The organism is Mixta mediterraneensis, from assembly GCF_030283135.1.
Lineage (GTDB): Bacteria > Pseudomonadota > Gammaproteobacteria > Enterobacterales > Enterobacteriaceae > Pantoea > Pantoea mediterraneensis.
In genome coordinates this window covers 1-26,253 of record NZ_JASUAZ010000039.1, presented here as the reverse complement: position 1 = coordinate 26,253, position 26,253 = coordinate 1, and the positions used below count along the sequence as shown (strand labels likewise).

At 44.5% G+C, this 26,253-nt stretch carries 22 protein-coding genes and 3 pseudogenes; 18 read left to right on the top strand and 7 right to left on the bottom strand.

Translation table 11 applies throughout. The features are described from left to right. The first annotated feature begins 157 nt into the window (after nucleotides 1-157). On the top strand, nucleotides 158-949 hold the full coding sequence (fhuF, locus tag QRY16_RS17380) for a siderophore-iron reductase FhuF (protein ID WP_289777483.1): 792 nt from the start codon (nucleotides 158-160) through the stop codon (nucleotides 947-949). A gap of 96 nt (nucleotides 950-1,045) precedes the next feature. Beyond that, the gene (locus QRY16_RS17375) at nucleotides 1,046-1,510 is read left to right on the top strand and encodes a YbaK/EbsC family protein (protein WP_289777482.1); all 465 of its coding nucleotides are present in this window, start codon (nucleotides 1,046-1,048) and stop codon (nucleotides 1,508-1,510) included. On the opposite strand, the gene QRY16_RS17370 is transcribed toward QRY16_RS17375, so the two are convergent. Then, nucleotides 1,507-2,727, bottom strand: coding sequence for an MFS transporter (locus tag QRY16_RS17370; RefSeq protein WP_193403896.1), 1,221 nt, complete (start codon nucleotides 2,725-2,727; stop codon nucleotides 1,507-1,509). The genes QRY16_RS17375 and QRY16_RS17370 overlap by 4 nt on opposite strands. Nucleotides 2,728-3,170: 443 nt before the next feature. Here QRY16_RS17370 and QRY16_RS17365 point away from each other — a divergent pair, with 443 nt between their 5' ends. After that, nucleotides 3,171-3,725 carry a histidine phosphatase family protein gene (locus QRY16_RS17365; protein ID WP_289777481.1) on the top strand — a complete coding sequence of 185 codons (555 nt, stop codon included), beginning with the start codon at nucleotides 3,171-3,173 and terminating at the stop codon, nucleotides 3,723-3,725. On the opposite strand, the gene QRY16_RS17360 is transcribed toward QRY16_RS17365, so the two are convergent. Further along, nucleotides 3,722-4,672: a beta-propeller fold lactonase family protein gene (locus QRY16_RS17360; RefSeq protein WP_193403898.1), complete on the bottom strand. Its 951-nt coding sequence runs from the start codon at nucleotides 4,670-4,672 to the stop codon at nucleotides 3,722-3,724. The two genes, QRY16_RS17365 and QRY16_RS17360, sit on opposite strands and share 4 nt — an antisense overlap. Before the next feature lie 465 nt (nucleotides 4,673-5,137). Here QRY16_RS17360 and QRY16_RS17355 point away from each other — a divergent pair, with 465 nt between their 5' ends. Further along, the gene (locus QRY16_RS17355; RefSeq protein WP_289777480.1) at nucleotides 5,138-6,157 is read left to right on the top strand and encodes a glycosyltransferase family 32 protein; all 1,020 of its coding nucleotides are present in this window, start codon (nucleotides 5,138-5,140) and stop codon (nucleotides 6,155-6,157) included. On the opposite strand, the gene QRY16_RS17350 is transcribed toward QRY16_RS17355, so the two are convergent. Next, complete coding sequence (locus QRY16_RS17350) at nucleotides 6,131-7,051, bottom strand: LysR family transcriptional regulator (protein WP_289777479.1); 921 nt, start codon at nucleotides 7,049-7,051, stop codon at nucleotides 6,131-6,133. The two genes, QRY16_RS17355 and QRY16_RS17350, sit on opposite strands and share 27 nt — an antisense overlap. A 122-nt stretch (nucleotides 7,052-7,173) precedes the next feature. On the opposite strand from QRY16_RS17350, the gene QRY16_RS17345 reads away from it, so the two are divergent. From QRY16_RS17345 to QRY16_RS17335, 3 genes and pseudogenes are all read left to right on the top strand, one after another. Continuing rightward, on the top strand, nucleotides 7,174-7,563 hold the full coding sequence (locus QRY16_RS17345) for a tautomerase family protein (protein WP_193403903.1): 390 nt from the start codon (nucleotides 7,174-7,176) through the stop codon (nucleotides 7,561-7,563). 220 nt (nucleotides 7,564-7,783) lie between these two features. Beyond that, the gene (gene opgB, locus QRY16_RS17340) at nucleotides 7,784-10,075 is read left to right on the top strand and encodes a phosphatidylglycerol--membrane-oligosaccharide glycerophosphotransferase (protein ID WP_289777478.1); all 2,292 of its coding nucleotides are present in this window, start codon (nucleotides 7,784-7,786) and stop codon (nucleotides 10,073-10,075) included. Between the two features lie 306 nt (nucleotides 10,076-10,381). Beyond that, nucleotides 10,382-11,982 (top strand): annotated as a pseudogene (locus tag QRY16_RS17335) (APC family permease). A gap of 75 nt (nucleotides 11,983-12,057) precedes the next feature. Here the strand turns inward: QRY16_RS17335 and QRY16_RS17325 are convergent. Next, entirely contained in the window at nucleotides 12,058-12,768 is a 711-nt protein-coding gene (locus QRY16_RS17325; protein WP_289777475.1) for a GNAT family N-acetyltransferase, read from the bottom strand. Nucleotides 12,769-13,020: 252 nt separating this feature from the next. Then, nucleotides 13,021-13,503 (bottom strand): RcnB family protein, encoded by a 483-nt coding sequence (locus QRY16_RS17320; protein ID WP_289777474.1) that lies wholly within the window; start codon nucleotides 13,501-13,503, stop codon nucleotides 13,021-13,023. A gap of 319 nt (nucleotides 13,504-13,822) precedes the next feature. Between QRY16_RS17320 and QRY16_RS17315 the strand changes: the two genes are divergently transcribed. Beyond that, nucleotides 13,823-14,491, top strand: coding sequence for a YecA/YgfB family protein (locus tag QRY16_RS17315; protein WP_289777473.1), 669 nt, complete (start codon nucleotides 13,823-13,825; stop codon nucleotides 14,489-14,491). A 470-nt stretch (nucleotides 14,492-14,961) separates the two neighbouring features. Further along, on the top strand, nucleotides 14,962-16,821 hold the full coding sequence (locus tag QRY16_RS17310; protein ID WP_289777493.1) for a 3'-5' exonuclease: 1,860 nt from the start codon (nucleotides 14,962-14,964) through the stop codon (nucleotides 16,819-16,821). A gap of 118 nt (nucleotides 16,822-16,939) precedes the next feature. Here QRY16_RS17310 and QRY16_RS17305 read toward each other — a convergent pair. Beyond that, nucleotides 16,940-17,282, bottom strand: a pseudogene (locus QRY16_RS17305) (Arm DNA-binding domain-containing protein); the annotation flags it as partial. 380 nt (nucleotides 17,283-17,662) lie between these two features. On the opposite strand from QRY16_RS17305, the gene QRY16_RS17300 reads away from it, so the two are divergent. The 6 genes from QRY16_RS17300 (at nucleotide 17,663) to QRY16_RS17275 (ending at nucleotide 23,310) form a co-directional block, all read left to right on the top strand. Further along, nucleotides 17,663-18,376, top strand: coding sequence for a YuaM family protein (locus QRY16_RS17300; protein ID WP_289777472.1), 714 nt, complete (start codon nucleotides 17,663-17,665; stop codon nucleotides 18,374-18,376). A 346-nt stretch (nucleotides 18,377-18,722) separates the two neighbouring features. Continuing rightward, nucleotides 18,723-19,040, top strand: a complete 318-nt coding sequence (locus tag QRY16_RS17295) for a HigA family addiction module antitoxin (protein WP_196338521.1) — start codon at nucleotides 18,723-18,725, stop codon at nucleotides 19,038-19,040. Further along, entirely contained in the window at nucleotides 19,033-19,941 is a 909-nt protein-coding gene (locus QRY16_RS17290) for a DNA-methyltransferase (RefSeq protein WP_099817687.1), read from the top strand. Before QRY16_RS17295 ends, QRY16_RS17290 begins: the two co-directional genes overlap by 8 nt. Before the next feature lie 2 nt (nucleotides 19,942-19,943). After that, nucleotides 19,944-21,803: an AAA family ATPase gene (locus tag QRY16_RS17285; RefSeq protein ID WP_289777471.1), complete on the top strand. Its 1,860-nt coding sequence runs from the start codon at nucleotides 19,944-19,946 to the stop codon at nucleotides 21,801-21,803. Continuing rightward, nucleotides 21,800-22,150 (top strand): HNH endonuclease family protein, encoded by a 351-nt coding sequence (locus QRY16_RS17280; RefSeq protein ID WP_289777470.1) that lies wholly within the window; start codon nucleotides 21,800-21,802, stop codon nucleotides 22,148-22,150. Before QRY16_RS17285 ends, QRY16_RS17280 begins: the two co-directional genes overlap by 4 nt. A 287-nt stretch (nucleotides 22,151-22,437) precedes the next feature. Continuing rightward, nucleotides 22,438-23,310: a hypothetical protein gene (locus QRY16_RS17275; protein ID WP_196338523.1), complete on the top strand. Its 873-nt coding sequence runs from the start codon at nucleotides 22,438-22,440 to the stop codon at nucleotides 23,308-23,310. On the opposite strand, the gene QRY16_RS17270 is transcribed toward QRY16_RS17275, so the two are convergent. Beyond that, complete coding sequence (locus tag QRY16_RS17270) at nucleotides 23,284-23,628, bottom strand: hypothetical protein (protein WP_144334762.1); 345 nt, start codon at nucleotides 23,626-23,628, stop codon at nucleotides 23,284-23,286. The two genes, QRY16_RS17275 and QRY16_RS17270, sit on opposite strands and share 27 nt — an antisense overlap. 251 nt (nucleotides 23,629-23,879) lie before the next feature. Here QRY16_RS17270 and QRY16_RS17265 point away from each other — a divergent pair, with 251 nt between their 5' ends. From QRY16_RS17265 to QRY16_RS17255, 3 genes and pseudogenes are all read left to right on the top strand, one after another. Beyond that, nucleotides 23,880-24,320 carry a hypothetical protein gene (locus QRY16_RS17265; RefSeq protein WP_289777469.1) on the top strand — a complete coding sequence of 147 codons (441 nt, stop codon included), beginning with the start codon at nucleotides 23,880-23,882 and terminating at the stop codon, nucleotides 24,318-24,320. Beyond that, the gene (locus tag QRY16_RS17260; RefSeq protein ID WP_289777468.1) at nucleotides 24,289-25,572 is read left to right on the top strand and encodes a relaxase/mobilization nuclease domain-containing protein; all 1,284 of its coding nucleotides are present in this window, start codon (nucleotides 24,289-24,291) and stop codon (nucleotides 25,570-25,572) included. The genes QRY16_RS17265 and QRY16_RS17260 overlap by 32 nt, the downstream gene beginning before the upstream one ends. A 305-nt stretch (nucleotides 25,573-25,877) precedes the next feature. After that, nucleotides 25,878-26,126 (top strand): annotated as a pseudogene (locus tag QRY16_RS17255) (hypothetical protein); the annotation flags it as partial. Between the last annotated feature and the right edge of the window lie 127 nt (nucleotides 26,127-26,253).

Below are 26,253 nucleotides of genomic sequence, written 5' to 3'. Positions count from 1 at the left end.
TAATATTGCCCACATTATCTTTTGCGATATTCTGCACTATAAGTTCCTGATCCTGTCTTAATAACATCGTTACACGCCGCTTCTCCGCCTGGCTTGTAGATAGAATCAATAACGATTATCATTAGCTTTCTTATCTAAATTTGCGTTGCGAGTCAGCATGGCAATTGTTCCCCAACACAAACATCACTTTGGCAATGAGTCATTGATTTTCATGCAAAATCAGCAACCGCTGGCGGATGCGTTGTATGAGATGCTGCAAACACAACGCAGCGATATGTTGGAGATAATCAAGTTTGGTCAGCCTGCCAGGCCAACCATGACATTCAGTGAATGGTCTGTCGCCGACGCGTTTACTGCCCTTACCCAACGCTATAGCGATCATCTTTATCGTAACCATCCTGACGCGATTCGTGAGGCTAAGCCAGTGCAGTCGTTATGGGCACAGTGGTATTTTGGCCTATTGTTGCCGCCGCTGATGATGGCGTTATTGCTGGGGGCCCGCGCGCCGGACTGCGCTCCGCAGCACATACAGGTGGAATTTCATGAAAACGGTCATCCCTGCGCGTTTTGGCTCAACGCACAGGAAGATGAGGATGCGCGTTATCTCAATGCCCACCAGCGAATCGATCGCCTAATCCAGCAACATCTTATTCCGGTGGTAAACGGTATCGCTCAGCATGGCGACATCAATGCCAGGCTTATCTGGAATAATATGGGCTTCTCCTTCTCCTGGTTTCTTGGCGAATTAAAAAACCAGCTCGAAGAAACGGTGATATTGCAACTGGAGCAGGCGCTGTTTTTCACCAGCCATTTGCTGGATGGCAGTGATAATCCACTCTATCGCACCATGCTTCCTCGTAACGGTCAGATGGTGCGTCGCAGTTGCTGTCAGCGTTATCGCATCCCCGATGTTGAGCAATGTGGTAACTGCACGTTAAATCCAGCCTGATTCCTGTGCATTCTGTTACGAATTCTCTTTTTATCCCGTTTACAGCCTTAAAGGCTTGTGGCAGTTTTTATGCCTGCGATCAACATGGAGATAAAGATGAGTCTGGAGTCAGTCCGCCAGTTCTTTGCCGAACACGCCCCTGAAATTAACATCATTGAGATGGCAGAAAGTACCGCCACGGTAGAAATGGCGGCGCGCGCCCACGGCGTTACGCCAGGCCAGATTGCAAAAACGCTGTCGTTAAAAGTCAAAGTTAACGTGGTGTTGATTGTAACGCGCGGCGATGCCCGGCTGGATAACCGTAAACTGAAAGCGGCGTTAGGCGCTAAAGCACGGATGCTAAGCGTGGATGAAGTGATCAACTGGACCGGACATCCGGTTGGCGGCGTTTGTCCGTTTGGCCTGGAAAACCCGCTCACCGTTTATTGTGATGTGTCGCTACGCAGCTTTGATGAAGTCTTACCGGCAGCGGGCGCCATCCATAGCGCCGTGCGTATTTCGCCGCAGCAGCTTGCCGATCTCACTGCGGCGCAATGGGTAGATGTGTGCGAAACGCCCTAATCCGACTGTTTTGCTACCGCCCCTGAAATTTCGATGCCGCGGGTTTCGCGGCCAAAGGCTACCAGTACACAAATTAATACCGCCACCGTACCCGCAACAATCGCCATGCCTAACCCGTAATTGCCGCTGTGCGCTTCGGCAATGCGTGATTGTAGCGTGGCGTTCACCGAAGCAATCAGATTGCCTAGCTGGTAAACAAAGCCGGGCAGCACCGCTCGCGCATTGGCAGGCACCAGTTCAGTAAGGTAAGTCGGCACTACGCCCCATGCGCCCTGCACCATGAATTGCATCAGAAACGCCCCCAATCCAATCACCCATGAACCGCTGGAAAAAGCCCAAAGCGGCAACACTGGCAAAGCGAGAAAGGAAGCCAGAATAATGGCTTTTTTGCGCCCGATACGTTCTGATAAGGCGCCAAAGCAAATCCCGCCCAGCATCGCTGCAATGTTGTAACTGATAGCGATGATACTGACAGTGTGCGCGTCAAACTGGTGCTGTACCTTCAGGAAAGTGGGATAAAGATCCTGCGTGCCGTGACTGAAAAAATTAAAGCAAGCCATCAACAACACCATGTAAATACAGATTTTCCAGTGCTGACGAATAGTCGGCAATAGCGCTGAACTCTCTTTACGTTCACGCGCCGCCAGCCACACCGGTGACTCTGGCACTTTGAAATAGATAAACGGCAGCAGCAGAACCGGCACCGCGCCAATCAGGAACATGCCACGCCAGCCAACCATCTCAAAGAATAAGCCAAAGATTACTGACGCCAGCAGGTAGCCGCAGGGATAACCGGCCTGGAAAATGCCGGACATCAAACCGCGCGAGCGATCGGGGATGGTTTCCATCGCCAGCGACGACGCCACGCCCCAGATGCCGCCCATCGCCACGCCATAAATCACGCGAAACGCAAGAAACGCGCCGAAGGTAGGTGACCAGGCAGAGAGCAGTTCAAACAATGAAAACAAGACGATATTCAGCATTAAAATGGGTTTACGCCCATATTTTTCTGCCAGTCGGCCAAACACCAGCGCGCCTATCGGCCGCACTGCCAGCGTCAGCATAATGGCTATCGACACGTCCGAGACCGAGTTGTGAAAGTATTGCGCCAGGTCGCTCAATACAAACACCAGAATAAAGAAATCGAAGGCGTCCAGCGTCCAGCTGGCGAAACTGGCAAACGCCACGTTCCGCTGGGTCGAAGTCCAGTTAAACATACGGGTATCCTGTCTGAGATGCTTCCGGCTCATTGACCGAAATTATTGTGGATACAACCAGCGACGAATTGGTTGCTTGTTTGTTAACCTTTTGTATATAGCATGTCAGGAAGCATTAGCGTGCTAACGAATTGTCAGCCTTCGCTTCAGGCTGTAAATAACCGTGTCTGGCGGTGTAGAAAAAGCCGTTTCCTGGTGCTCTTTAGATCCCTGCTCCATACCTGTCTCTGGAAAAGAGGCGCATGTAGCCGGGCCGCCTGACCTTACAGGGCGAGTAAACTTGCGCACCACCACAGTTAACTGGCCCCCTCTGCCAGCCCGCCGCATAACAGCCCTGTCGGGTTACTGCGCAATGCGAGCGCCGGTTTTTTCTGAAAAATTGTTGAGTGATTGGCAAACGCCAGCAATGCTTTACCCTACCAAGGAAGCATCGCAGGAGTGTTATGACAATTATCTTAATGCGACACGGCAAGCCCGATCATCAGGCCAGTGGACGACGCAGCGCACAGGCACTGGCAGACTGGTGCGAAGCTTACGATCTCGCGTTGGTCAGCGATCTGCCGCCTGAGCGCAGCATTCATATTGCCCGCCAGGCTGCGGTAGTGGTATGCAGCCCGCTGCCGCGAGCGCGTTCCTCTCTTACCCGACTGGGCTTACATCCGCATGAAATCGACGGTGTATTTAGCGAAGTGGCTACTCCGCTGCTGCGTTCTGAAGGGGTGCAGCTTCCCGTTTCGATCTGGCTGACGCTGCTGCGTTTATTGTGGTTATGTGGCTATGCGGGAGAAACAGAATCGGTGCAGCATGCCCGTCGTCGCGCGTCACAAGCTGCGGAAAAACTGATCGCGTATTCTCAGCGCGGCACCGTGTTATTGCTTGGTCATGGCATCATGAACAAGTTAATTGCACGTGAGCTGCGTAAACGCGGCTGGCAGGCGGAAAAACACGCCAGCAGCCGTCACTGGAGTTCAGCGATCTACCATCGACCTTTCATTTAATCGAGCTGGTAAAAACTCAGAATTTCGCAGCCCGTTCCCACGCGCGGTGTGGCGATGACTTTGCGCTGGGTTAAATCGATAACGCTCAATGTGCCGTCATCTTCATTAGCGATCAGCAGTTGTTGCTTGTCTGAACTGAAACAGCCATCCATCGGCTTATTGCCGACTGCAATATCGCCTAACGGATTAAGCAGGTCGTCGAACAGCGTCGCAATGGGTTCTTGATCGCCAATCGCTACCAATAATTCGCCGTCCGCGCTGAAGCGCACCACCTGACAAGGCCGTTTATGTCCCGGCAGCGCCAGACGCTGGCGAATGCGATGGCTTTGCCGATCGATCACATACAGCAGTGGCGAATCGGCAGCACTCGCGACCAGATAAGGATGTTTGGGTGAAGCGGCGATACCGGCAATCGGGCCAGGCAACAAAATATTATCGATGACGCGACCCTCAGTTTCACACAGATCAACCACGGTAATGCTTGCATCCTCTTCGTTATCAGTAAACAGCTTGCGCCCGCTGGGTGATAACGTCAGGCGGTGCGCATGATGCGAAGGGATGGGGATCGTTTTTTCTATTTTATCGGTCGCAGGATTAATCACCGCTACCGTCGCGCTGTCTTCACAGCAGAGATAAACCATGCCGTCACGCCCTAACTGTCCAGTGTGTGGCGCGCGCAGCGGCGACATATCGATAAAACCGCTAATTTCACGACGCCGTAAATCAATCACCGCGACTTTGTGACCGGGATGCGGATTATCACCGTGCATACCATCACCATAAATCGGCACATAGGCTTTTCCCCAAGGCGTTAACATCAACAATTCATGCGGGCGCGGTGGAAAAGCGTTTAATTCCTGCTGCACCGCAAAGGTTTCAGGATTGAGAAACAGTACGCGATTGCCTTGCTTATCTACCGCCAGCAATCCACTGGATTCATGCTGCATATCGTCTCCTTTCTCTGTAAGCTTTCTTTAAGCGTAGACAATCAACCCTGCGCTGTACGATCCAGTCCAAAGATGAGCAATGCTAAAGATGCTGATTTAATCTCAACTGAACTGACTAAATAGAGAAAGGCCTGCAATAACACGCCAGGCGTGGATAAAATTAAGAACTTCCTTAATTCATATATTATAAATTAAGAAAATGGCCCCTATAAATCATTAAACAGCGATGAATTAAATTAACTTACCCTCATCTGATTTCTTTCCGGTTTATCCTAAATTCAGAAAAATACATAGCTAATGCGTTAATAATGTTTTATTAAGAAGGTGCAGTGCAATTTTATACAGCCGTGAGGAAACTATCGCGCGCTTAACGCTGCGTCACCATCAGGGAAAACCATAATCTGCCCGAATCATGTGCCTTACAGCCAGAAAAATGACGGGTATAACGATAATAACAGGTGCATCATGACTACATTCAGCCAACGTCCAGCGCATAAGTTATGGCGCAACTGGAAGCGAATAGCGTTTACCAGTCAGATGATATGGAATAAGAAAAAACACAGCGCGGTAATCGCACCAGAATATGATCCAGAGCAAGAAGAAAATGTTGTCTTGTTATCACAGCAGAAAAGCTTGCCCGATATACCCAAAAAAGTCTGGATGTACTGGCACGGCGAGCAGCTTCCTAAGTCAATGAAGTTGAATATCAAAAAGTTACGTCAGGACAATGCCGATCACGAAATCAATCTGATTACCCAGCGCACGCTGTCTCAATGGCTGCCGGATCTTAATTTTATTTCATCGGACCTGACGCTGGCGCACAAAAGCGACATCATTCGCCTGGAACTGTTACAGCGTTATGGGGGAATCGGCATTGATTGCAGCACCCTATTATTTGAAAACCTTTCCTGGGTACATAAAGTTCATCAGGAAAGGCCCATGGATGTGATCGGTTATTATCGCGAACGTTCGACAATTAATTATCTTTCGCCAGTGACCGAAAGCTGGTTTCTGGCTGCCGCGCCGCAAAATCCGTTTATTCGTGAATGGTTAAAACAGCTGGCTCCGGTAAAAAATATCGGCATTCAGAATTATGTTCAGGAATTGAAAAAGCGCGATGACTTTCCGTTAATTTTACAAAATATCGATAACCCGTCGCGCCAGTTGCTCTCCCTGGCGCAGCAGGTGGCGATTCGGGAATATCGTCGCATTAACTTTTATCTGCGCAAGGGCGAGGCCAACGCTTATTACTATCAGGGCCTGCATGCCGATAACAGTGACGCATTTGCCCGCTCAGTGCTTTTTCAGCAGCGTCCTCAAACGCCGCCGCCAATTATAAAACTGACCGGCAATGAGCGGTTGCACCTGGATTTTAATCTGCATCTTGGTCTGTATAACCGCACCAGCCTGATTGGCGAGATGATGCATAGTGCATCGCCTGTTCCGCTGGCGCTGCCTTCAGCTATCAACAAAACGCGTGCGTAACCAGTGCGCAAAAGTAGTGACTGCACGCGGCACCTGCGCCGACCATGGCCGGACAATCCATAACCGCGAAGCAAAAGCCTCTACTGCCTGCCAGTCAGCCAAAACCTGCTGCAATAAGCCGGATTTTAATGCCTCGCTGGCGCTAAAGTCTGGCAGCATGGCAATGCCCAGACCCTGTAATGCAGCATCGCGAATCGACTCGCTATTATTGGTGGCAAAGCAGCCCTGAATGCATACCTGAACGCGTTCTTTACCGTGAGCTGTCGCAAAAGTCCAGCGAGGTGATTCCACACCACGCGGATAATACAAACAGTTATGGCGTGCTAAATCCTGTGGCGTTTGCGGATTACCCTGCTGCGCCAGGTATCCCGGCGCCGCCACCAGCAGCGTGCGGGTTTCACACAGCGGCTGCGCGATATGCGTTTCTGGCAGCGAATCACTGTGGCGTATCGCCAGATCAAAGCCTTCACTGCTGAGTGAGACGATGCGATCGGTGACGTCCAGCTGCAAACGGACTTGCGGAAATTCACGCAAAAAATCGCCGACGATCGGCACCAGCTGCTGACGGGCAAACGCCACTGGCGCGGTAACGCGAACTAAGCCGCGTAACGGCCCGGCAGTATCGCGCACGCTGAAAAAACTCTGTTCAATGCGGGAAAACGGTTCGCGCAGTTCCTCCACCAGTTTTTCACCCGCCAGGGTTAAACGCACGCTGCGTGTAGTGCGTTGCACCAGTGACACACCCGCCATTGCTTCCAGCTCTTTAATTTTTTGGCTCATCGCCGCTTTACTGACATCCAGCCGCTCAGCTGCACGCGTAAAACTTCCCTGCTCTGCCAGCACGGTTAACCAGTGCAGGTGTCCCCAAAGTGCATCAGTTTTTATCTCTTTCATTATTATTGTTCAATATAGTGAATAATCAGTTCAGGTTACGCGCTTTTTCTTCAGGGTTAAAGCAGGCAGCATAGCCCTGTCAGCTTTCGTCATCATTTAACTCAGAACCGAGGGGAATCGCCATGCCGTTACTACAATTTGATGTTATTCAGGGCCGTTCGCCGTCCGAATTGCGCACGTTATTAGACGCCGCGCATCGTGCCGTATTGACGGCGTTTAAAGTACCCGAGCGCGATCGTTATCAAATTGTTCAGGAAAACAAAGGGTATCAGATGGTCTTTCAGGATACCGGGCTGGGTTTCACCCGCAGCGATAATTTAGTGATGGTACGCGTCTATACCAGTCCGCGCAGCAGCGAGCAGAAGCAGTTATTTATGGCTGAGCTGGCACGCGAATTACGCGAAAGCTGCGGCGTGCAGGGAAATGATTTAATGATCAGCTTTATTACCAATGGCAAAGGCGACTGGAGCTTTGCCGATGGTGAAGCGCAATATCTGACCGGCAAGCTGTAGTAAGGATTTACTCTCCTCCACTGATGGCGGTTGGTGATCGCCGTCAGGTCACCACCTTTTCTCTCTAATCTGCGTTAAGCCATTCTCTATTCCACCGCACAAATCTGGCTGGATATGTTGCAGCCTTATGACAGCCCATATAGATTGTCGAAAAAACCATTCTGAAAAAATGGTCGATTGCGCGCCAGGGTGCGTATTCATGTGAAAAGAGGAATTAACGTTGTCCGAATTAGTGTCAGTCGCATTGTTTCTGGCCGCCATTGCAATTTATTCCAGTAAAGCCGGGCGAAATAAATTCTGGTTCATCCTTGTTTTATTATTACTTATTCTGTTTGTAGTGCTTAACGCCACGCTGTATGCCAGCGACTATTTTACCGGCGACGGCATCAACGATGCTGTGCTCTGTACCCTGACCAACAGCCTGACCGGTGCAGGTGTCAGTAAATATATCGTGCCTGCTATCGGGCTGATCATTATCTTATTTTTACTCTTTTGCCTGCTGTCGTGGCTGCTCCGTCGTCGCGAGCGTCCCCATCACCCTGGCTGGAGTTTACTGGCATTTGCCTGTGCCGCCGGTTCCGTCCAAACCACGCCAGCGTTTCGTCAGATGACTTCGCTGATCGCGTCATATTCTCAGCTGGCGGATTCTGATTTCGATACTTTCTATAAAGTGCCCGAAAACCATATTAATCAGCCCAGGCTAAATGTGGTGTATATCTATGGCGAAAGCCTGGAACGTACCTATTTTAATCAGCAGACATTTCCTGGACTCGCACCTGAACTCAGTCGCGAGAAAGAGCAAAGTATTGATTTTAGCCATACCGAGCAGTTGCCTGGCACGGATTACACCATTGCAGGTATGGTCGCGTCGCAATGCGGCATTCCGCTGTTTGCGCCATTTGATGGCAACGCATCGGCGGCACTTTCCAGCTTCTATCCACAGAATGTCTGCCTGGGCGACATCCTGAAAAACTCCGGTTACGAAAACTGGTTTATTCAGGGTGCTGATCTGCGCTTTGCTGGAAAAGATGTGTTTCTGAAATCACATGGTTTTAGTCCAGACAATATGTACGGTTCGCAGGAGCTAAAAAACCGCGTCGCCGACCCTGCCTATCGCAATAACTGGGGCTATTACGATGACACGGTGATGAATGAGGTGTTTAAAAAATATGAAGAACTTTCGCGCCAGCAAAAGCGCTTCGCGCTGTTTACCCTGACAGTGGATACCCATCATCCCGACGGCTTTATCTCACGCAGTTGCCAGCGCAAAAGCTACAGTTATGACGGCAAACCCAACCAATCTTTCAGCGCGGTTGCCTGCTCGCAGGAGCATGTGGCGCGCCTGATCGAACGCATTAAAGCTTCGCCGTGGTTTAAGAATACGGTGATCGTGGTGACTTCCGATCATCTGGCGATGAACAATACCGCGCATCCCTATCTGATTAAGCAGCCGCGCCATGACCTGTTTATGGTGATCCGCGGTGACCACCCACAGGCAAGCGTGATCGACAGCAAACGCAGCACGCTGGATAACGGCGCAACGCTACTGGATATTCTTGGCGGTGATAAAGCTATCGGCCTGGGCCGCAGCAGCCTTTCATCCATCTCACTTTCTGCTCAGTTTGATGATCTGAAAAAGAAAGTAATGAGCTGGAAGCCTGACATTATTCAGTTGTGGAATTTTCCAAAGAACATGGACAAATTCACCGTAGATACGGCGAAAAACATCTTCAGCTTTTCGGGCACCACGTTTAAATTACCCATTCTGCTTCGTGTAACAGATAAACACGTAGAGCCGCTGCCGGAAGGGGAATATTCGGCGCCGCTGCGTTATCAGCTGGCAGATTTTATTTCAACGGATAAATTCGTCTGGGTCGATCGCTGCTTCAAGATGGCGCGTATGTGGAAACCTGAACTGGCGCTTTCCACCGATTATTGCCTGGCAATGGGACAAATGGGCGGTCTGCCAACGGTAACGCTGATCGATAAGCCGCAATGGAAAAGTAAAGTGCAGTTTCCGAATAGCAGCGCCAGCGACTCACAATATCAACGCAATCTGGCCCAGATTCGCGTGCTGGATAATGACATCCGCTACCATGCAGATCGCTTTTTATTCAATGTACCAGGCGCGCCTGACAACGTTAAAAGCTTTAGCGGCATCTCTCGCCCGGAAAGTTGGGGGCGCTGGTCAAATGCCAACCTCGCACCAGAAGTGAATATTGAATATGTTGATACATTGCCAACGAAATTTGATTTAGTGATCACCGCGCGGGCTTTTGGCCCCAACGTGCAACGTGCTATTCCGGTTCGCGTTGGCGATCAGCAGCAACTTCTCACGCTGGGCGAGGAGTTTTCTACCACGACTTTGCACTTTGAAAATTCGAACGGTAGCCATAATTTGATTATTGCGCCCCCGGAACCGCAGTTGAGTAATATCGGTAATATCATCGGCCAGGAGCCGCGCAAATTAGGTATTGGCATGGTGGACATTAAAATTGTCCCGCAACCGTGAGGCTATTCCCGCTATTTATGTCACTCCACCACAAAGCGTGACATAATGTTTCTTATTTTTTCATAATTTATAATGTGGATCATCGCGGTGCATTCTGCACCGCCTCTTCCATAAGTTATCCGTTTATCTTACGGATTTAATCTTCTGTTCTTTTTTTGCCAGCCTGTTATAACTTTCTTTCATCTGCTGTCGCGCTTTATCGCGCCGGTTAATAACACCTGGCACATTATATGCTTTATCACCTTATTCCGTAATAAAACGGAACGGGTTGTAAAGCCGTATAAAAGGTAACAGAGGAAATTATTTATGGCGTCGACGGGACTTAAAAAGAAATTAGGCCTGATGGATCTGTCACTGCTTGGTATCGGATCAATGATAGGTTCAGGCTGGCTGTATGCTGCGCTGAATAGTTCCGGTTATGCGGGCGCGCACACCGGCTGGGCGTGGATATTGGGGGCCGTTATCGTGCTGCTGATCGGGCTGGTGTATGCCGAGCTTTCGTCCTCCATTCCGCGTGCGGGCGGCTTTGTGCGTTATCCTAACTATTCTCACGGTAATATTGTTGGTTTTGTTATTGGCGTAAGCTCGTTGCTGGCTTATACCAGTACCGCAGGCGTTGAAGTGGAAGCGGTACGCCAGTATGCCGTGTATTGGTGGCCAGGATTGGGTAATGCCGACGGCAGTCCAACCGGTCTGGGTTTCGCGGTCCAGATCGGCCTGCTAGTGGGATTCTTTTTACTTAATTACTGGAGCGTCAGCTTCTTTGGCCGGGTCAATACAATCGTCACCATCTTCAAATTTATTGTGCCGCTGCTCACCATCGTTACCCTGTTTCTTTACTTTCACGCGCCGAACCTGGACGTGCCACCACCTCCGCCAGGCGGCGCACATGGCGTGTTCACGTCATTAACCGGTGCCGGTATTGTTTTTGCCTATCTCGGCTTTCGCCAGGCGGTAGATTTTGCCAGTGAAGCGAAAAACCCGCAGCGCAATGTACCGCTGGCGATTGGCATCGCAATTGCCGTCAGCTTCGTTATCTATATTGCTTTGCAATATGCCTTTATGGGCGCGGTGCCAGCGAACCTGCTTAGTCAGCACGGCTGGGATGGGTTGAAGCAGGTCTTCCAGTCACCTTATGCCGATCTGGCGCGTAGTCTGGGTATTACCTGGTTGATCAAACTGATTCTCATCGATGCGGTGATTTCTCCTGCCGGAACCGGAAATATCTATTTAGCGGGTGCGTCGCGCGTGCTGTTTGCCTGGGCGCGCAATGGACATCTGTTTAAAATCTTTGGCAAAGTGGATGCCAAATCGGGCGTACCGCGCGGCGCGCTGTGGCTGTCGCTGATCCTGGCTATCGCCTGGACGCTGCCTTCTGAGTTTCAGGTGTGGGGCGGATTAATCGGCGCGGTTACATCGGCTACGGTTTTCACCTACATGCCAGGACCGGTAACACTGGGCGCGTTCCGTAACCATCTGCCCGCTATGCAGCGTCCGTTCCGCTTGCCGCTTTCTGCCTTGCTTAGTCCGCTGGCATTTGTCGCCAGTACATTACTCATTTACTGGAGCGGTTGGCCGGTCAATGAGATCCTTATCCCTGTCTTAATCGTGGCCTGGATAGGTTATGCCATTTTTGGCAAGAAAAACGCCCAGTCCGCGCAGGACCTGAGCTGTGCGTGGTGGCTGTTGGCGTATTACATCGCCATAATGTGCTTTCAATGCTTGGCACTTTTGGCGGAAGTGGCGTTATCAGCGCACCGCTGGATATGGTACTGGTGGTAGTGGCTTCGCTGGTTTGCTATTACTGGGGTGTTAAAGCCAGCCTGAAAATGCCCGATATTCGCGACGAAGAGCATGAAACTTCGGCGTCAGCCGATAAGATCAACAGCAAATACGCTCACAGTTAATGCCATCCTTTCCCCTGCACAACTCTGCGGGGGAAAGGCTTTCCATCACTTCTTTACGCTTTTGTAAGCCTTCCCTTATTCGTGGATACGCAGAGCTTCCAGTTTTTCATGCTGTTTACCGTCAGCGCCGAAGTTGTCACGGTTCAGCCAACGTTCAAAAGCGTTTTTGACCTGCGGCCATTCACCGTCAATGACTGAGAACCAGCGGGTATCACGGCTGCGTCCTTTATAGACAATCGCCTGGCGAAATTCACCTTCGTAACTGAATCCCAGCCTTAAGGCTGCACGGCGTGAAGGTTCGTTACAGCTGTCGCATTTCCACTCATAGCGGCGATAGCCAAGCTGTGCAAAAACATAGCGCATCAACAGGTAATGCGCTTCGGTTACCATCCGCGTTTGCTTTAGCAACGGCGAAAATGCCACATGTCCTACTTCAACTACGCCATGCCTGGGTTCGATACGCATCAACGCCAGGCTGCCGACCGGTTTGTCCGTTTGCAGGTCAATCACCGTGAAGTGCAGCGGGTCGCGACTGGCTTCCATTAACGCCGCGTTCTTTAGCCAGTCCTGCATTGTGTTAAACGGACCGACAGCCATGTAGGTCCAGTCACGATCATCTTTTGCCTGCGAATAAGCGGCAAACAGTGCATCGGCATGATTTGCCATACTGAAGGGTTCAAGACGACAGTATTGCCCGACAAAGCTTTCACGCTGCGGAAAAGGACGTTCCTGCCAGTCCAACGGCTGACCAATGGGTTGACCATATTGATTGGTATAGTATGCCATGCTGCCTTCCTGTTTAAGTGACAGCAACAGACTGTCACTTTACTGGCGGGTTAAAAAGCGCTACGAGCAAAAACGGCCTGGGTTAATTTTGGCCGACAGCAATATCAGTGACAGGCAAACCGTGGCTGGGCGCAGTAAATTTGCCGTTTATTGCAGCACGCGGCGGGTGAACGATCATCACCGTACACGCACAGCGGTTCGCGCCGAACGCTTTGGCAAAAGGCCGGTCATCAACAGATCCGGCCTTCGCGTTTAGCCACGGAAGAAAATATCGCCTGATTTCCCCATCACAATCTTACCGACATCATTAGTAATTAAGATGTAGTTGGCATTGATATAGGCCCAGTGGGTATTTTCTTGCGGCGCAGGCAGGTTACGTTTTTGCCATTCGGTAATGGTATACGTCTTATCCAGATACTGCTGCGGCACCGTATCACCGATTTTATACTCTTTATAATCGATGATGATCGTGGTGAGATCGTAGGTCGGTGGCGTATTTGGCGCACTGGTATCCGGCCGCGCTGGCGTCGTCGGCGTAATACCATCATTGGATTGAGACGACTGTGACGTACTGGCATCTGGTTGTGCGGCATTCGTATCCGGCTCGGCCTGTTGGATTTGTGGCGGTGGCGGCACAGTATCGGTGCCTTCATTGGCAGCCTGAGCCGTATTAAGCAGGCTCAATGAGCCAAACAGTAATCCTGCTGAAAGAAAAGTGATTTGAATCCGGCGCATAGTCGCTTCCACATTGAATAAATAGTGGTAACAGTAGACCAAGAGATAGACATTCTGTACAGCGGCACAGTTCCCGTCCACGGCGTGTGAATGTAAGAAAACGCAACGTTATTCTCCGCTCAGTACGGGTTTACGCTGTATCGGATGGCAAAATTCCCGCGTAAAATTAGCTACAAATGCGCCTGTAAACAGCGCATTAAATCGTGCGTTGATTGACGAAAACCGTGCTAAACCTGATGGAAGCGGAAGAAGCGTGTACACTGCAACGGTTTTAATCGCCCCTTAACCACGAAATCATGAAATGCCGGGAGACAACCCTATGAAAGATGGCCCACTGACCGAGAAAGAGCTGGAATGGCTTGAAGAGATGCTGGAAAAACATGGCAGTGAAGCGTCGATTCTGGATGTCTCAGAGCTGGATGGATTGCTCACCGCCGTACTTTCCGGCCCCACCACGGTTGAGCCAGGTGAATGGTTACTTGCGCTGTGGGGCGGGCAAAAACATGTGCCGAAGTGGAGCAGCGAGCGCGAGATGACGCGTTTTATGTCGCTTTGCTTCCAGCATATGAACGACATTGCCGATCGCTTATCTGAGTACCCGGACCAGTTTGAGCCGGTATTTGGCCTTCGCGAAATGGAAGGTCTGGAATTTACGGTGGTGGAAGAGTGGTGCTTCGGCTATATGCGCGGCGTGGCGCTGACTGACTGGTCAACGTTGCCACAGTCTCTGCAGCCGATGCTGGAAGCGATTGCCCTGCACGGCACAGAAGAGAATCTTGAGAAACTGGATACGCTAACGCCGGAAGAAATGGAAGCCAGCATTGATGCCATCCGCCCTGCTGCGCTGGCGCTGCACGACTACTGGATTTCACAGCCGGAAGCAATTACGCAGCCACAAAAACCCATTGTGGCGGATGCACTGCCAGGCCGGAATGAACCTTGCCCCTGTGGGAGCGGCAAGAAATTTAAGCAATGCTGTTTGCATTAATTTGAGTTAACGTTTTTATTTTATCACGGCTTGTGTTCCTTAAGGGACAAGCCGTTTTATTATGAAATAAGCTCTCCCTTAATTTGCTTTCGTCATCGTTTGATTATCTGTATCTTCACTTACCGTAATGTGAATTAATCGGTTTAACGCCTCAGTCGCCAGGTATTTTTATACTTTATCCGACATAATTTTTTTGCCTGGCCATTAACCGAGGGAAAGATGCCTCAGTTTAAGTAAAATGCTATTACGGCAGAAGCAGGACATTTCACGGGCTTCTTTATAAAGACGATTAGTGCAGCGGCATTCCCCTACGAATACGCTATAAAAAGAAGTTTTTTCACTTGATATACGCGCTTTAAATTTTGCAAACTTAGTGGGTTGGATTAAATGAGTCCTAAGCCCTAATGTGTGACACATATCACACCTTAGGACCTTTACCTGTTATGGCGTTAATTAAGGATGGATTAGACGTGCCAAAAATAATCCCAACTATAAATAGTTGCAGTGGTAAAATAACAGCCGGCGAGAAGCGCCTTGCTCGAATCCTTGAAAACAATCTAAGTAGCGAAGCATTATGCTGGTACGATATTGCGATTGGCGAACGTAATTTATATCCGGATTTCATCATTCTCGAACCCAAAATAGGTTTGATCTTTTTAGAAGTTAAAGACTGGTTCTCGAGTCGTATAAGATCGTTTGACAAAGACAAGCTTGAATACGAGAACGATGAAGGGATCATATGTCTGAAAAATCCTTTTGAGCAGGTACGGAATTATGCCAACACCGCAATAAACTGGCTAAGAAAAGATGCTGGCTTACAACAGCGCGATGGAAGATACACAGGAAGTTTCTGCTTCCCCTATGGATATGGCGTTTACCTGAGTAACATAACCAGAAAGCAATATAATAAACTCTTTGAAAGTGACGCCTCAAAAAACATTCTTCCGGCAAATCATGTCATTTGCAAAGATGAAATCACTGAATTTATGAGCGCGGAAAAAATTCAGCAGCAAATAAACAAACTAGTAGGTTATAAATTTGATTTTGAAGCGACGATTGAAAAAATAAACCGAATTCGCTGGAATTTATATCCTGAAATACGCATTCAGGGAAAAAACAAAAAACATGACGAAGAAGAAAATACAGAACATGATACTGTTCAGTCCCCAGGCATCATAAAAATAATGGATACTCAGCAAGAATTATTAGCACGCAGCCTTGGCGAAGGCCATCGTGTTATTCATGGTGTGGCTGGTTCCGGTAAGACGTTAATTTTACTTTATCGCTGTTATCATCTGGCCAAAACGTCTACTTCCGAAAAACCAATCTTAGTCACCTGCTTTAATATTACTTTAGCACGGAAATTATCATCAATAATAAAAACAACGATACCGCAAGCGAATATCGAAGTTATACATTTCCATTCCTGGTGTGCCAGAAAAGTAAAAGAATATCAGCTTCCCTGCCAGAAAGAGGGAAACCATGTTAAAAACCTTGAGTTAGCGGTTATTAACGGTTTTCAGAACGCATCTCTGCCCGCGGGTAAATATAGCGCGGTACTTATTGATGAAGGGCATGATTTTGAATCAGAATGGTTAAGCCTGTTGGCTAAAATGGTTGATCCCTCAACGCAATCATTGCTGTTTCTTTATGATGATGTGCAGTCAATTTATAAAAAAAGAAATAGTTTAGGCTTCTCCTTAGCAAGCGTGGGCATTCAGGCTTTGGGACGCACATCGATCCTAAAATTAAATTATCGCAATACTCAACAAATATTGCATTTCGCCAGCCTTGTCGCATTTAATTATTTAAACGAACATTGCACAGATGACGTAAAGTATGATAAGCCCGAAGCCGCTGGAGATATGGGTACTTACCCGGTTGTTATAAAATGCCTTAGCAAATATGATGAAAAAATTCGTATAGCTGAGTGGTTAACGGGAGAAAGAAAAAAAAGAATTGACTGGTGCGACATGGCTATTTTATGTCCTACGACATTTATATTTTCAGATGAAACCTTCAAGTTTTTGAAAGACAGATCTATACCGTTTAACCTCATTATAACCCCAGAGGATAAAAGAAAATATAATCCCAATGAAAATAAAGTTGTCATTATGCCTCTTCCAAGCAGCAAAGGGCTTGAGTTTCACTCAGTAGCGATTTTCGATACGTGTAATATGTTAGGAAAGGAGAATGATTTAAGTGATAATATCCGGAAACTTTATGTTGGTTTTACGCGAGCGACGCATCATCTACTCGTGACGCTTACACGTGAAAATGCGCTAAGCGATCATATCCATTCAATTTATTTAGGTTTGAACAGAAATTAATGGTCATTTCTGCTTAATCTTTGCAAATGACTGGCTTTGCCAATTAAGCAGAAAATCTCCCATTCAATTTTATTCGCTTCCGTGCATAGGGCCAGCTTTAGACGTCCTGATATAGAGAATAACTATCGCTCCAGCGTTTGTTACTGCTATGCCATTCGCGGGCAATCGTTCCAAACGTATAGGCCCCGGATGTTTCTGCCTGCGCTTCTTTTTGCTCAGCTTTGGGATCTATACCCTGCCCCAACAGCTTTTTTGCTTCGTCATGCTTAGCGCGGACTTCAGCCAGTTTGACGTAGGCCAGACGCCGAAAGCCAGACGATCTTCTTTTTTGTCAGCGGGACGGCGGTATTTCATGCGCCAATATTTGGCGCCTTTAGACGTGATCTCAAAATGCAGCCCGCCGCCATCAGCGATTTTATAGGTTTAGGTTTGGCGGTTTCGCTCTGGCGGGCGTTGAGCTTCTTTTTGTGAGCACAATTTCTATCGGAGTGGAAATACCTCTAATTCTGCCCCCACCAATACCCGGATTGCAACGGATGTGCCCGGACGGATTTGGACCAAAAAAAAGCCTTTCGGCTTTAATTTTAGTAAGTTGCGGACTGTTACGGAAGTTCTCGTATCTTTAAATGGTGCGAAGGCCGGACTCGAACATCGCAATTATCCTTATGATCTTAAGAGATTAAAAATTACCACGTCAGGCACGATCCCATCATTGATACCATCAGACCCGATTGGTGATAATCGAACAGACTGTATTAGTCATTTCGGATTGATAGTGTAAAATCTATACATCCTTTAATCAATGGCCCTAAGCAATAGTTTAGCAACGGAATTATAAATAATGTATAGAGCAAATCAAATTGTAAAAACAATAAGCAAAATGAATTCTTATGCTCCTTATAATCAAATAAATAAAAAAAGTAATTTACTTAGAAAGACTCAAGTATATTCATTTCTTATATCTTTCTTCTCTCTTGTACTAATGGTTATAATGATAGCTACTTATAAGATCTTTAGCCTTCCAAAAGAACCATTTATTTTACCCGCATTCTGTTTATATATTCTCAATTCTATTTCTGGTATAGTATATCTATTCACACCTATTATTCCAGCTTTAAAATTCATGTTGAATTTTAAAAAGGAAATTTTTAATGATCTAATTTGTGAAATTGACAATGATGAACAGAACATACAAAAACTGCTGCCATACTCGTTGGCTGAGTTGAACTATTCAATAGATTGGTTGAATCTAAAGATACAACGATTGAAGTCAAGAGTAAATGATTTCTTAGGAGAGAAGACTGCTGTTTTATCAATAATTGGATTAGCATACTCTACAGCTCAAGGTTTTGGTGGATTAAATAGATTGGGTGATGCCATATCAAAAGGGCTTTTCAATTCTGGCACTGCAAATACATTAATTGTATTTGGATTAGCTTTTCTTTTAGGGTTATCACTCGGAGCATTAGCACTTAAGAATATTGTGAATCATTTGCAATATCTGAAAGAAATTATTGAAATGGCGAGAAGAGTTAAAGAAAAGGATGAGGCATAGTTTTAACATGAAAAATAATGTCGTATGGAATCATGAAGCTGGTGGATTCAATTCCCGCGAACAGGAAATATTAGTTTCCATAGTTTAAAAACTAATGAAAAAACATTGATGGATTATCTAATTCCGATAGAATAATGAAGTTAAAAACTCTTTATTTGCTATCATCAAATGCAGAACTGTGAATTTTTTAGTTTAAGAACACTTTTTGAATATCGCTCATTAAATATCATGTTTTTTTAATCTATCATATTATATGACAAGTGTGTGTTTTATAAGCAACTAAAGTTACGCTTGACGTAACACTGTTATTATACTATATTAGCGAAAATATTTATAGGATTCTGAAATGAAAATTGAGCATCCTGGAAAGTTACTATTATGTAAGCTTGAAGAATGTGGATTAAGTGCTTCGGAATTAGCAAGGAAGATAGGTGTTCCCAAAAACAGAATCACTACAATTATAAAGGGTACCAGATCGATTACAGGTGATACAGCATTGAGATTAGCTCATTTCTTTCAAACATCTCCTGAATATTGGATGGAATTACAATTACATTTTGATTTAAATGAAGCGAAAGTCAAATCAAAACAGTTAATTCAATTCTTACCACAATTCCACCAATCTAATTCTAACAGTATTTCAAAAGATAATTTAAATGACTAAAAATATAGAGTTGAACTTCGACAATACTGAAACTGAATCAACAGAAAACATCGTAAATTTAAGAAAGCATTGGGAAGGATTATCTTCAACTGGAGCGAAATGGGAAATATATAATGGAGATTCATCCCAGATCATAAAAGACCTTCCAAAAGATAGTGTTGATTGTGCAATAACATCACCTCCCTATTTTTGGCTTAGAGACTATGGTGTTGATGGTCAAATTGGTTTGGAAGATTCAGTGCAAGAGTACGTCAATGCTATTGCTGATGTTATGGACAATGTGAAAGAAGCCCTCAATCCTGAAGGGACTTTGTTCATGAATATTGGTGATACATATTATTCTGGAAAAGGTCAATCACAAGGTAAAGATAGAAAAAGTAATAAACGCCGTTTCGGTCTTAGAGCTGTAGATAAAAGTGGTGGAATGGGTATTGGTTTACAAAGAAAATCTATGATTGGAATTCCATGGCGAGTAGCTATTGAAATGGCTACTCGTGGATGGGTTATTCGTAGTTCAATCATTTGGCATAGAGAAAAATGTCTGCCTGAATCGGTTAAAGACAGACCAAGCCGAAGCTATGAGTATGTGTTCATGTTTGTTAAAAGCAGAAAATATTATTTTAACAAACAAGAATTGATAGAACAAAAAGTCGAAGAGGATATGTGGACTATACCAGCAAGACCGAAAAGCGGGGGGGGGCTTGATACAGCACCATACCCGGATGCTTTAGTCGAGAGATGTCTAAAAATTGGCTGTAAGCCTAATGGTACCGTATTGGACCCATTTTTGGGTAGCGGAACAACTTGCAGGGTAGCGGCACAGATGGGATATTCATCGATTGGTATAGATCTTAATCCTGAGTTTTGCGAATATTCTGCATTAAATATGGAGAACATTTGAACATGTATTTTAGCCAAGATGCCGTGCTACAGGCAATACATAACCTTAAAAAAGTTCATCCCTTTTTTGGGATAACTTTTTTAGTTTGTAAGATGAACAAACTACCTGTGGGAAGCAGCATAAAATTCCCTTTAGATGCTGAAAACAAAAATTTCTTAGAAAAAACACACAAAATTTCGCCTGAATCTGATTTCTATTATCAGCCATTTAAATCAATCAGTAATTGGCTTAAGAATGATTATGCTTCATCTGGCTTACAGTCAATAAATACTCGTTCCTTTATTGATGCATTTATTCATGAAAAAAACACTCAATATTGGGGGTGGGGAAATAATTATCTTACTTACCTTTCATCTCATCAATCCATAAAAAAGAATAAGATTCCATTACTCTCGTTATGCATATGGATATATAAATACAATAATTTTAATGAGAAAACCTCATATCAAGATATTAAAGCCCTTTTTGTTTCTGACTTTAACATTACAGATGAAGAATTAAGTTTATTATTTGAAGACCAAGATACTTCAATTGAAAATTTACTTTTAAACGAATGTATCACTTGGAATAAAATTAAAGGAAAACTGCCTTTGCCGCCAGATTCAGAACCAGAAAATGGTGGCACGCTATCACTTTTATCTATTGAAAACATAGGTCCCGCTAAAAACCTTTCTATAGAACCTAAGGTACGTTTGAATATTATAACAGGGGATAATGGTCTCGGTAAGTCATTTATTTTAGAGTCAGCCTGGTGGGCATTAACCAATACATGGACAGATCGAGAAGCTTATCCAGATCCTCGACTGCGTGGAGACAGGATAAGTTTAACTTATTCGATTAAAGGTAATGAAAACTTTAAAACAGAAAACACAGTAAATTATGACTGGGAAAACTTTTGCTGGCCAACGCAAAATGATCGTCCAACTATACCTGGTCTAATTGTATATGGTAAGGTTGACGGTTCTTTTGCCGTCTGGGACCCTGCAAGAAAATATTCATCACAGCCCTCTAAAAACGATAAAGAAAAAGCTATATTTACAAGTTTCGAAATATGGAATGGTCAGAGTGGTATATTAGAAGGACTCATTAGAGATTGGATTACGTGGCAAAGCGACAAAAATAGCCAACATTTCATACATTTCCAAAATGTATTGAAAAAACTATCCCCACCTGATTTGGGTATTTTAGTCCCTGGAAAACCTGTAAGAATACCTGATGACCCTAGAATCATACCTACACTCGTACACCCTTACGGTGAAATACCTATAACAAATGCGTCTGCTGGGGTAAGAAGGATTGTTGCATTAGCATACATGATCGTTTGGGCATGGAATGAGCATCAAGTTATTTCAAAAATGATGAATATCCCTCCCCAGAATAACATGGTTGTACTTGTAGATGAATTAGAAGCACATTTGCATCCAAAATGGCAAAGAGCATTTTTACCTTCTTTAATCGAACTAAATAAAGTATTTTCGAACGAATTAAAAATACAATTTATTATAGCAACTCACTCACCTTTAGTAATGGCATCTTCAGAGGAAGTATTTAACGATGAAACAGATAGTCTTTTCCATTTACAACTTGACGAGTATGGTCTTATAACCTTAGAGGAGTTAGATTTTATAAAGTACGGAGACATCTCTTCATGGTTAATGTCGCCGATATTTGAACTTCGTCAAGCTCGTTCTCAAGAAGGAGAATCGGCTATAGAAGATGCAAAAAAATTACAAGAATCTTCAGATCCAAGTATTCGTTCAATTGAACAGATCACTTTAAGATTACGTAAGTATCTATCTGCTTCTGATCGGTTTTGGCCACGGTGGATGATGTTTGCTGAAAAGAATGGATTCGACATATGATACCTCTAAAATTAATGCCTGAACCAGAAGATTTTGATAAGAATGTCCGTCAAAAAGGTGCTGCTTTTCTTATAAGCAAACCTAATCCCTCTTCTAAAGACTTCTCAGGTAGGGATTTTTGGAAAAAAGCGGCCCATAGCTTACATTCTTCATATAAAGCCATTTGTGCTTATAGTTGTATATCATTACCAACAGCACCAGGTGCAGTTGATCATTTTTTACCAAAGAGTAAATATCCTAAACTTGCTTATGAATGGAGTAATTATAGATTATGTTTGGATAAAATTAATCAATACAAAGGTAGTGCAGACAATATTTGCGATCCTTTTACTATTAAACCAGGATGATTTGTTTTAGATTTTCCAAGTTGTCTCGTTAAAGCTGGTGAAAACCTTGACCCTGACATTAAAGCAAAAGTAGAAAATACAATAAAAGTTTTAAAACTTAATGCAGATGAAGGCTTAGTAGATAATAGATTAGGTATAATTATGGATTTGATAGACGGACATGTAGATATGCATTTTATTGAAAAAAGATATCCGTTTATTGCGTATGAAATAAAAAGACACGGGATTGAAGATAGTATAAAGAATATTTTCAAAAAATTCCAACTCTAAATTAAAGCGAGAAGATAATGAATGTATTCAGTCTAAAAAAAAGTAAAGGATATGCTTATCCATTAACAAAACCTAAGTATGATAAAGAAACAAATAAAGAGCATCCATATTTGCAAGAGATAAATGGCAAGACACAGGCATTTGCATTATGTCCAGCTTGTCATAATCCCGTTATTTTAGTGAATAGGATAGTCCCACAAACGAAAAGCAACACCCTCTATGCAAAACATTGTAAATATAATGTTACTGATTTAGCCAACTATGATCAAAATTCCTATGAGAATTGTTCTTTGGCGAATCCTACGAACTTTGATGAAAAAATCAAACGACCATTAAATCATGCAACAAATGATATAATAAAGGATGCAATAAGAAATCATTTTGCTTTGTTAATCTATCATCTCGAATTAGCAACTGGCATACTATTTAGTGAAAAAGTATTGAGACAAATGCTTAAGGATTTTGAATCATGCCAGGGTTATTATTATCATTCAATTAATCTATTCAACTTACCTGTTGCATTTTTATATGTTGTGAAATCTCAAGATTTATCTTCTTGCAAAATAAATTCCGACATTTATAACAAAATAAATATCAAATCAAAATTATTTACATTTCAAAGTAATTCTAACTTTGGAAAAACCAACTTTAGTATAATCCCCCAAAATAATTCACTTAATTCAAATATATCGTTCTATCTATATGACCATACATTATCAACAGAATACACCGAGGAATCAGTTACTTTGTGTATCATTGAAAAAACAAGTAATGGATCTTATGAAAAAACCTTATTTGAGAAAGTGATTAATTTTGATGGAGCATATTATGTTAACACTTTAAATAAACGAAACAAGTTCAATTCACTGGCAAGATCCATCATTACCTAAAACTAACCCATGATGTATAAAATTACTGATAGGCTGGCTAACTACCAGCCTTATTCGTTCTAGTGTAATAGGAGGAACATCATCTGAACTCATAGAATTAAGATAAAAACTTGAATTTGGCAAACTTGAAACAACATGCGGACTTATAGATAGAAAAGTGATAATTTCGCAAAATTCCTCTTCATTAACTTTTGCTTCAATAATCCCTAACTCTATTAGCCTATCATATTCAAACAAGGCTTTTAATATGGCATTATCCCAAAAATCGAAAGCTTCATGATAAACACCATTTTCATTTACACACATATTAAATTTCATACATCCTCCTCTATTTATAATTATTCATTTATATAAGACTTGGGAAATTTGTCAATAGTATAAATTAAGCAAGGGCTAACTCTACGAAGCGCTACGCTGCTTCTTCGAGTTCTCCCTTGTTTTTTCGCCCTTTGGTTGAAAAAAATTAAAAGCAAAATCAACACACTGCATTGACATTATTAGTTCCTATCATATAAATAAATTAAGCATAAGGAATATGCTTTTATTTAATTATATGAAAAGGAGTTCATATGGCCGCAAGTAATACTTTTAATAAGATCGATGTGAGTAAGAATTCTCATAATGGAAGCGTTAACGAAGCGAAGTTCTCGCACAACAAGATTCGTTCTCATTGCGTCAGTGTCAGATTAAATGATGAAGAGCTAACGCTTCTCAATGAGAGACGTGGCCGTCATCGTAAAGGCGAATGGCTTCGTATGGCGTTTCTGCATAACCTCCCCTCAGTTATTCCATCGATTAATCTCGAAGCATGGAAAACCCTTGGTGAGATTTCACATAAGTTAAACAGGCTTGTCGCTCATCTGGATAGCAAGAGCAATGATAGTTCTCTCTCACAAACTGAACTCTTTGCAGTGAAGCGTCAGATCTCAGAGCTTCGTTTGAACCTGATCACAGCCGACCTAGGGAGATCACCTTCTGATGAAGGGAATGCAAAAAATCAGCAGGGGTAAAAACTTCTCTGGTGTCGTTCTCTACGCATTAAAGCCAGGCTCTCACCATAAATGCACACCTTATGTCATTGGTGGGAATATGGATGGAAGTGATGCTGGAGATCTGATAGCTGAATTTGATGCTACAAAAACGCTTCGCCCTGATGTAGCTAAAGCAGTGTGGCACAATTCGCTTCGCTTGCCGAAAAACGAAGCCTTAACAAATTCAGAATGGACAACCATCGCTGATGACTACATGAAGCGTATGGGCTTCTCTGAGACGCATCTAAGATGCTATGTCCTTCATGACGATAAGGCCGGTCAGCACATCCATATCATCTCCAGTCGCATCGAACTCAGTTCGGGGAAGCTCTACCTTGGAAAAAATGAAAATCTCATCAGCACCCGCATCATTCAGCAGCTTGAACGCGACTATTCACTGACCAGAACCAAGGGTCTGGAATTCTTAGCATCACCATCCACAGCTTCGCCCTATCCTAAACCCAAACGCAAAAAATCGCGTAGTGAATCGATGATGGAGAAAAGGACTGGTGAGCTATGCCCGAAAACCATCATCCAAAACGCTCTGGAAGTATTCCTTGCTGATAAACCGTCAACCACTGAGCTTGTGCATCAGCTTATCGCACAAAACATCAGAGCAATCCCGAACATCACTTCCACTGGACGCATGAACGGCTTCTCATTCGAATACAACGGGATTGCTTTCAAAGCATCTCAATTGGGAAAAGGGTATTCCTGGTCTGCTTTGCAAAGCAGAATCGACTACCAACAGGAACGTGATAATGCTTTCCTGTTTAAACTGAAATCATCTGTCAGAGAAACATCTGTTAGTGCAACTCATGATATGGCCATAACTACAGATGCTCCTGAAATCATGACAGAATACGTTAACCGCCCCATAGAAGCTCTTATCCTCGATAACCGAGCTGCTGGTCAGGACGAATACTCTATCGCTTCTGTCGAAGCGCTTCTCCCAGAAGCTGTTGCAACTAACAAAGAAGCGATAGCAACCGTAGCGTTAAAAGTAGCGCCCAAGCGAAGCTATGCAGTGTCAGCGTTCAGGTGGTTGGAATACATCCCCTACCTCGATGTAATTTATCGTATGTTGAAAAACCTCAAAATCCCCCCCCTTAAACGCCCTCGAAAACACAAAACCATCACTGGCGTGAGAATGATAGAGATAACATCATCACCCCCCAAAACTGCCATTGAAACACCACATAAATCGCATAGAGCTTCGCTTTCAATGTAGGGCTGGCAAGCCTTTTTTGATAGATAAAGGCCAATAAATTGATCGTTTATACCGATCGATATTCCAATGATGATAGCCTTCATCTATCATTAATCTTTAATCGATCGGTACAAGTGATTTGCCTTTCCTGTAAACCCAGTCAAAATGTGATTTCACACCAAAGAATATAACAGACTGATTTAACTAGCCTATTTACGTATTCAACTAACATGCAGGTTTTGAAATGGCAGATACCATCTCATCTGTAGTCCCTGATTTCTTCATACATCGAATATGAATTTAACATCTAACACAAAGGAACTTGTATGAGCATCTCCACCACGAAACGCCGCAATGAAGAAGTCAACGTTGGTCTTTCTGATCGTCGGAAAGCAGAGATTACAGCCCCAACGTTTGATCTGTTTGGTGAAACTTACACGTTTGTTAAGACTTTCTCTGGCACTGTAATTAATTCCAACCCAAGCAATAATCAGATCTGGGTAAAAACCGACGCTGGGGATGAGAAGCAGATTTCCGACTATGGTATCCCCTTCAGAAGTTCACACACTATTTATTGTCAACAACGGGTAAAAAGTGATCCGCTTACCATCACCACCAACGGTTTAATATTGATCCACCGTTTTACTCAGGATTAGCTTCCGCGATAATCCCTGCCTTTCGTTTCTGTTTCAGTCGATAGCT

What these genes read in the sequence shown, in the direction of transcription:
- QRY16_RS17295 (WP_196338521.1), top strand. Translation starts at nt 18,723, where the DNA reads ATGAAAATTGAGCATCCTGGAAAGTTACTATTATGTAAGCTTGAAGAA.
- QRY16_RS17355 (WP_289777480.1), top strand. Translation starts at nt 5,138, where the DNA reads ATGACTACATTCAGCCAACGTCCAGCGCATAAGTTATGGCGCAACTGG.
- QRY16_RS17260 (WP_289777468.1), top strand. Translation starts at nt 24,289, where the DNA reads ATGAAGGGAATGCAAAAAATCAGCAGGGGTAAAAACTTCTCTGGTGTC.
- QRY16_RS17270 (WP_144334762.1), bottom strand. Translation starts at nt 23,628, where the DNA reads ATGAAATTTAATATGTGTGTAAATGAAAATGGTGTTTATCATGAAGCT.
- QRY16_RS17360 (WP_193403898.1), bottom strand. Translation starts at nt 4,672, where the DNA reads ATGCAGCATGAATCCAGTGGATTGCTGGCGGTAGATAAGCAAGGCAAT.
- QRY16_RS17300 (WP_289777472.1), top strand. Translation starts at nt 17,663, where the DNA reads ATGTATAGAGCAAATCAAATTGTAAAAACAATAAGCAAAATGAATTCT.
- QRY16_RS17350 (WP_289777479.1), bottom strand. Translation starts at nt 7,051, where the DNA reads ATGAAAGAGATAAAAACTGATGCACTTTGGGGACACCTGCACTGGTTA.
- fhuF (WP_289777483.1), top strand. Translation starts at nt 158, where the DNA reads ATGGCAATTGTTCCCCAACACAAACATCACTTTGGCAATGAGTCATTG.
- QRY16_RS17365 (WP_289777481.1), top strand. Translation starts at nt 3,171, where the DNA reads ATGACAATTATCTTAATGCGACACGGCAAGCCCGATCATCAGGCCAGT.
- QRY16_RS17285 (WP_289777471.1), top strand. Translation starts at nt 19,944, where the DNA reads ATGTATTTTAGCCAAGATGCCGTGCTACAGGCAATACATAACCTTAAA.
- QRY16_RS17325 (WP_289777475.1), bottom strand. Translation starts at nt 12,768, where the DNA reads ATGGCATACTATACCAATCAATATGGTCAACCCATTGGTCAGCCGTTG.
- QRY16_RS17265 (WP_289777469.1), top strand. Translation starts at nt 23,880, where the DNA reads ATGGCCGCAAGTAATACTTTTAATAAGATCGATGTGAGTAAGAATTCT.
- QRY16_RS17375 (WP_289777482.1), top strand. Translation starts at nt 1,046, where the DNA reads ATGAGTCTGGAGTCAGTCCGCCAGTTCTTTGCCGAACACGCCCCTGAA.
- QRY16_RS17315 (WP_289777473.1), top strand. Translation starts at nt 13,823, where the DNA reads ATGAAAGATGGCCCACTGACCGAGAAAGAGCTGGAATGGCTTGAAGAG.
- QRY16_RS17280 (WP_289777470.1), top strand. Translation starts at nt 21,800, where the DNA reads ATGATACCTCTAAAATTAATGCCTGAACCAGAAGATTTTGATAAGAAT.
- QRY16_RS17290 (WP_099817687.1), top strand. Translation starts at nt 19,033, where the DNA reads ATGACTAAAAATATAGAGTTGAACTTCGACAATACTGAAACTGAATCA.
- QRY16_RS17320 (WP_289777474.1), bottom strand. Translation starts at nt 13,503, where the DNA reads ATGCGCCGGATTCAAATCACTTTTCTTTCAGCAGGATTACTGTTTGGC.
- QRY16_RS17370 (WP_193403896.1), bottom strand. Translation starts at nt 2,727, where the DNA reads ATGTTTAACTGGACTTCGACCCAGCGGAACGTGGCGTTTGCCAGTTTC.
- QRY16_RS17275 (WP_196338523.1), top strand. Translation starts at nt 22,438, where the DNA reads ATGAATGTATTCAGTCTAAAAAAAAGTAAAGGATATGCTTATCCATTA.
- QRY16_RS17345 (WP_193403903.1), top strand. Translation starts at nt 7,174, where the DNA reads ATGCCGTTACTACAATTTGATGTTATTCAGGGCCGTTCGCCGTCCGAA.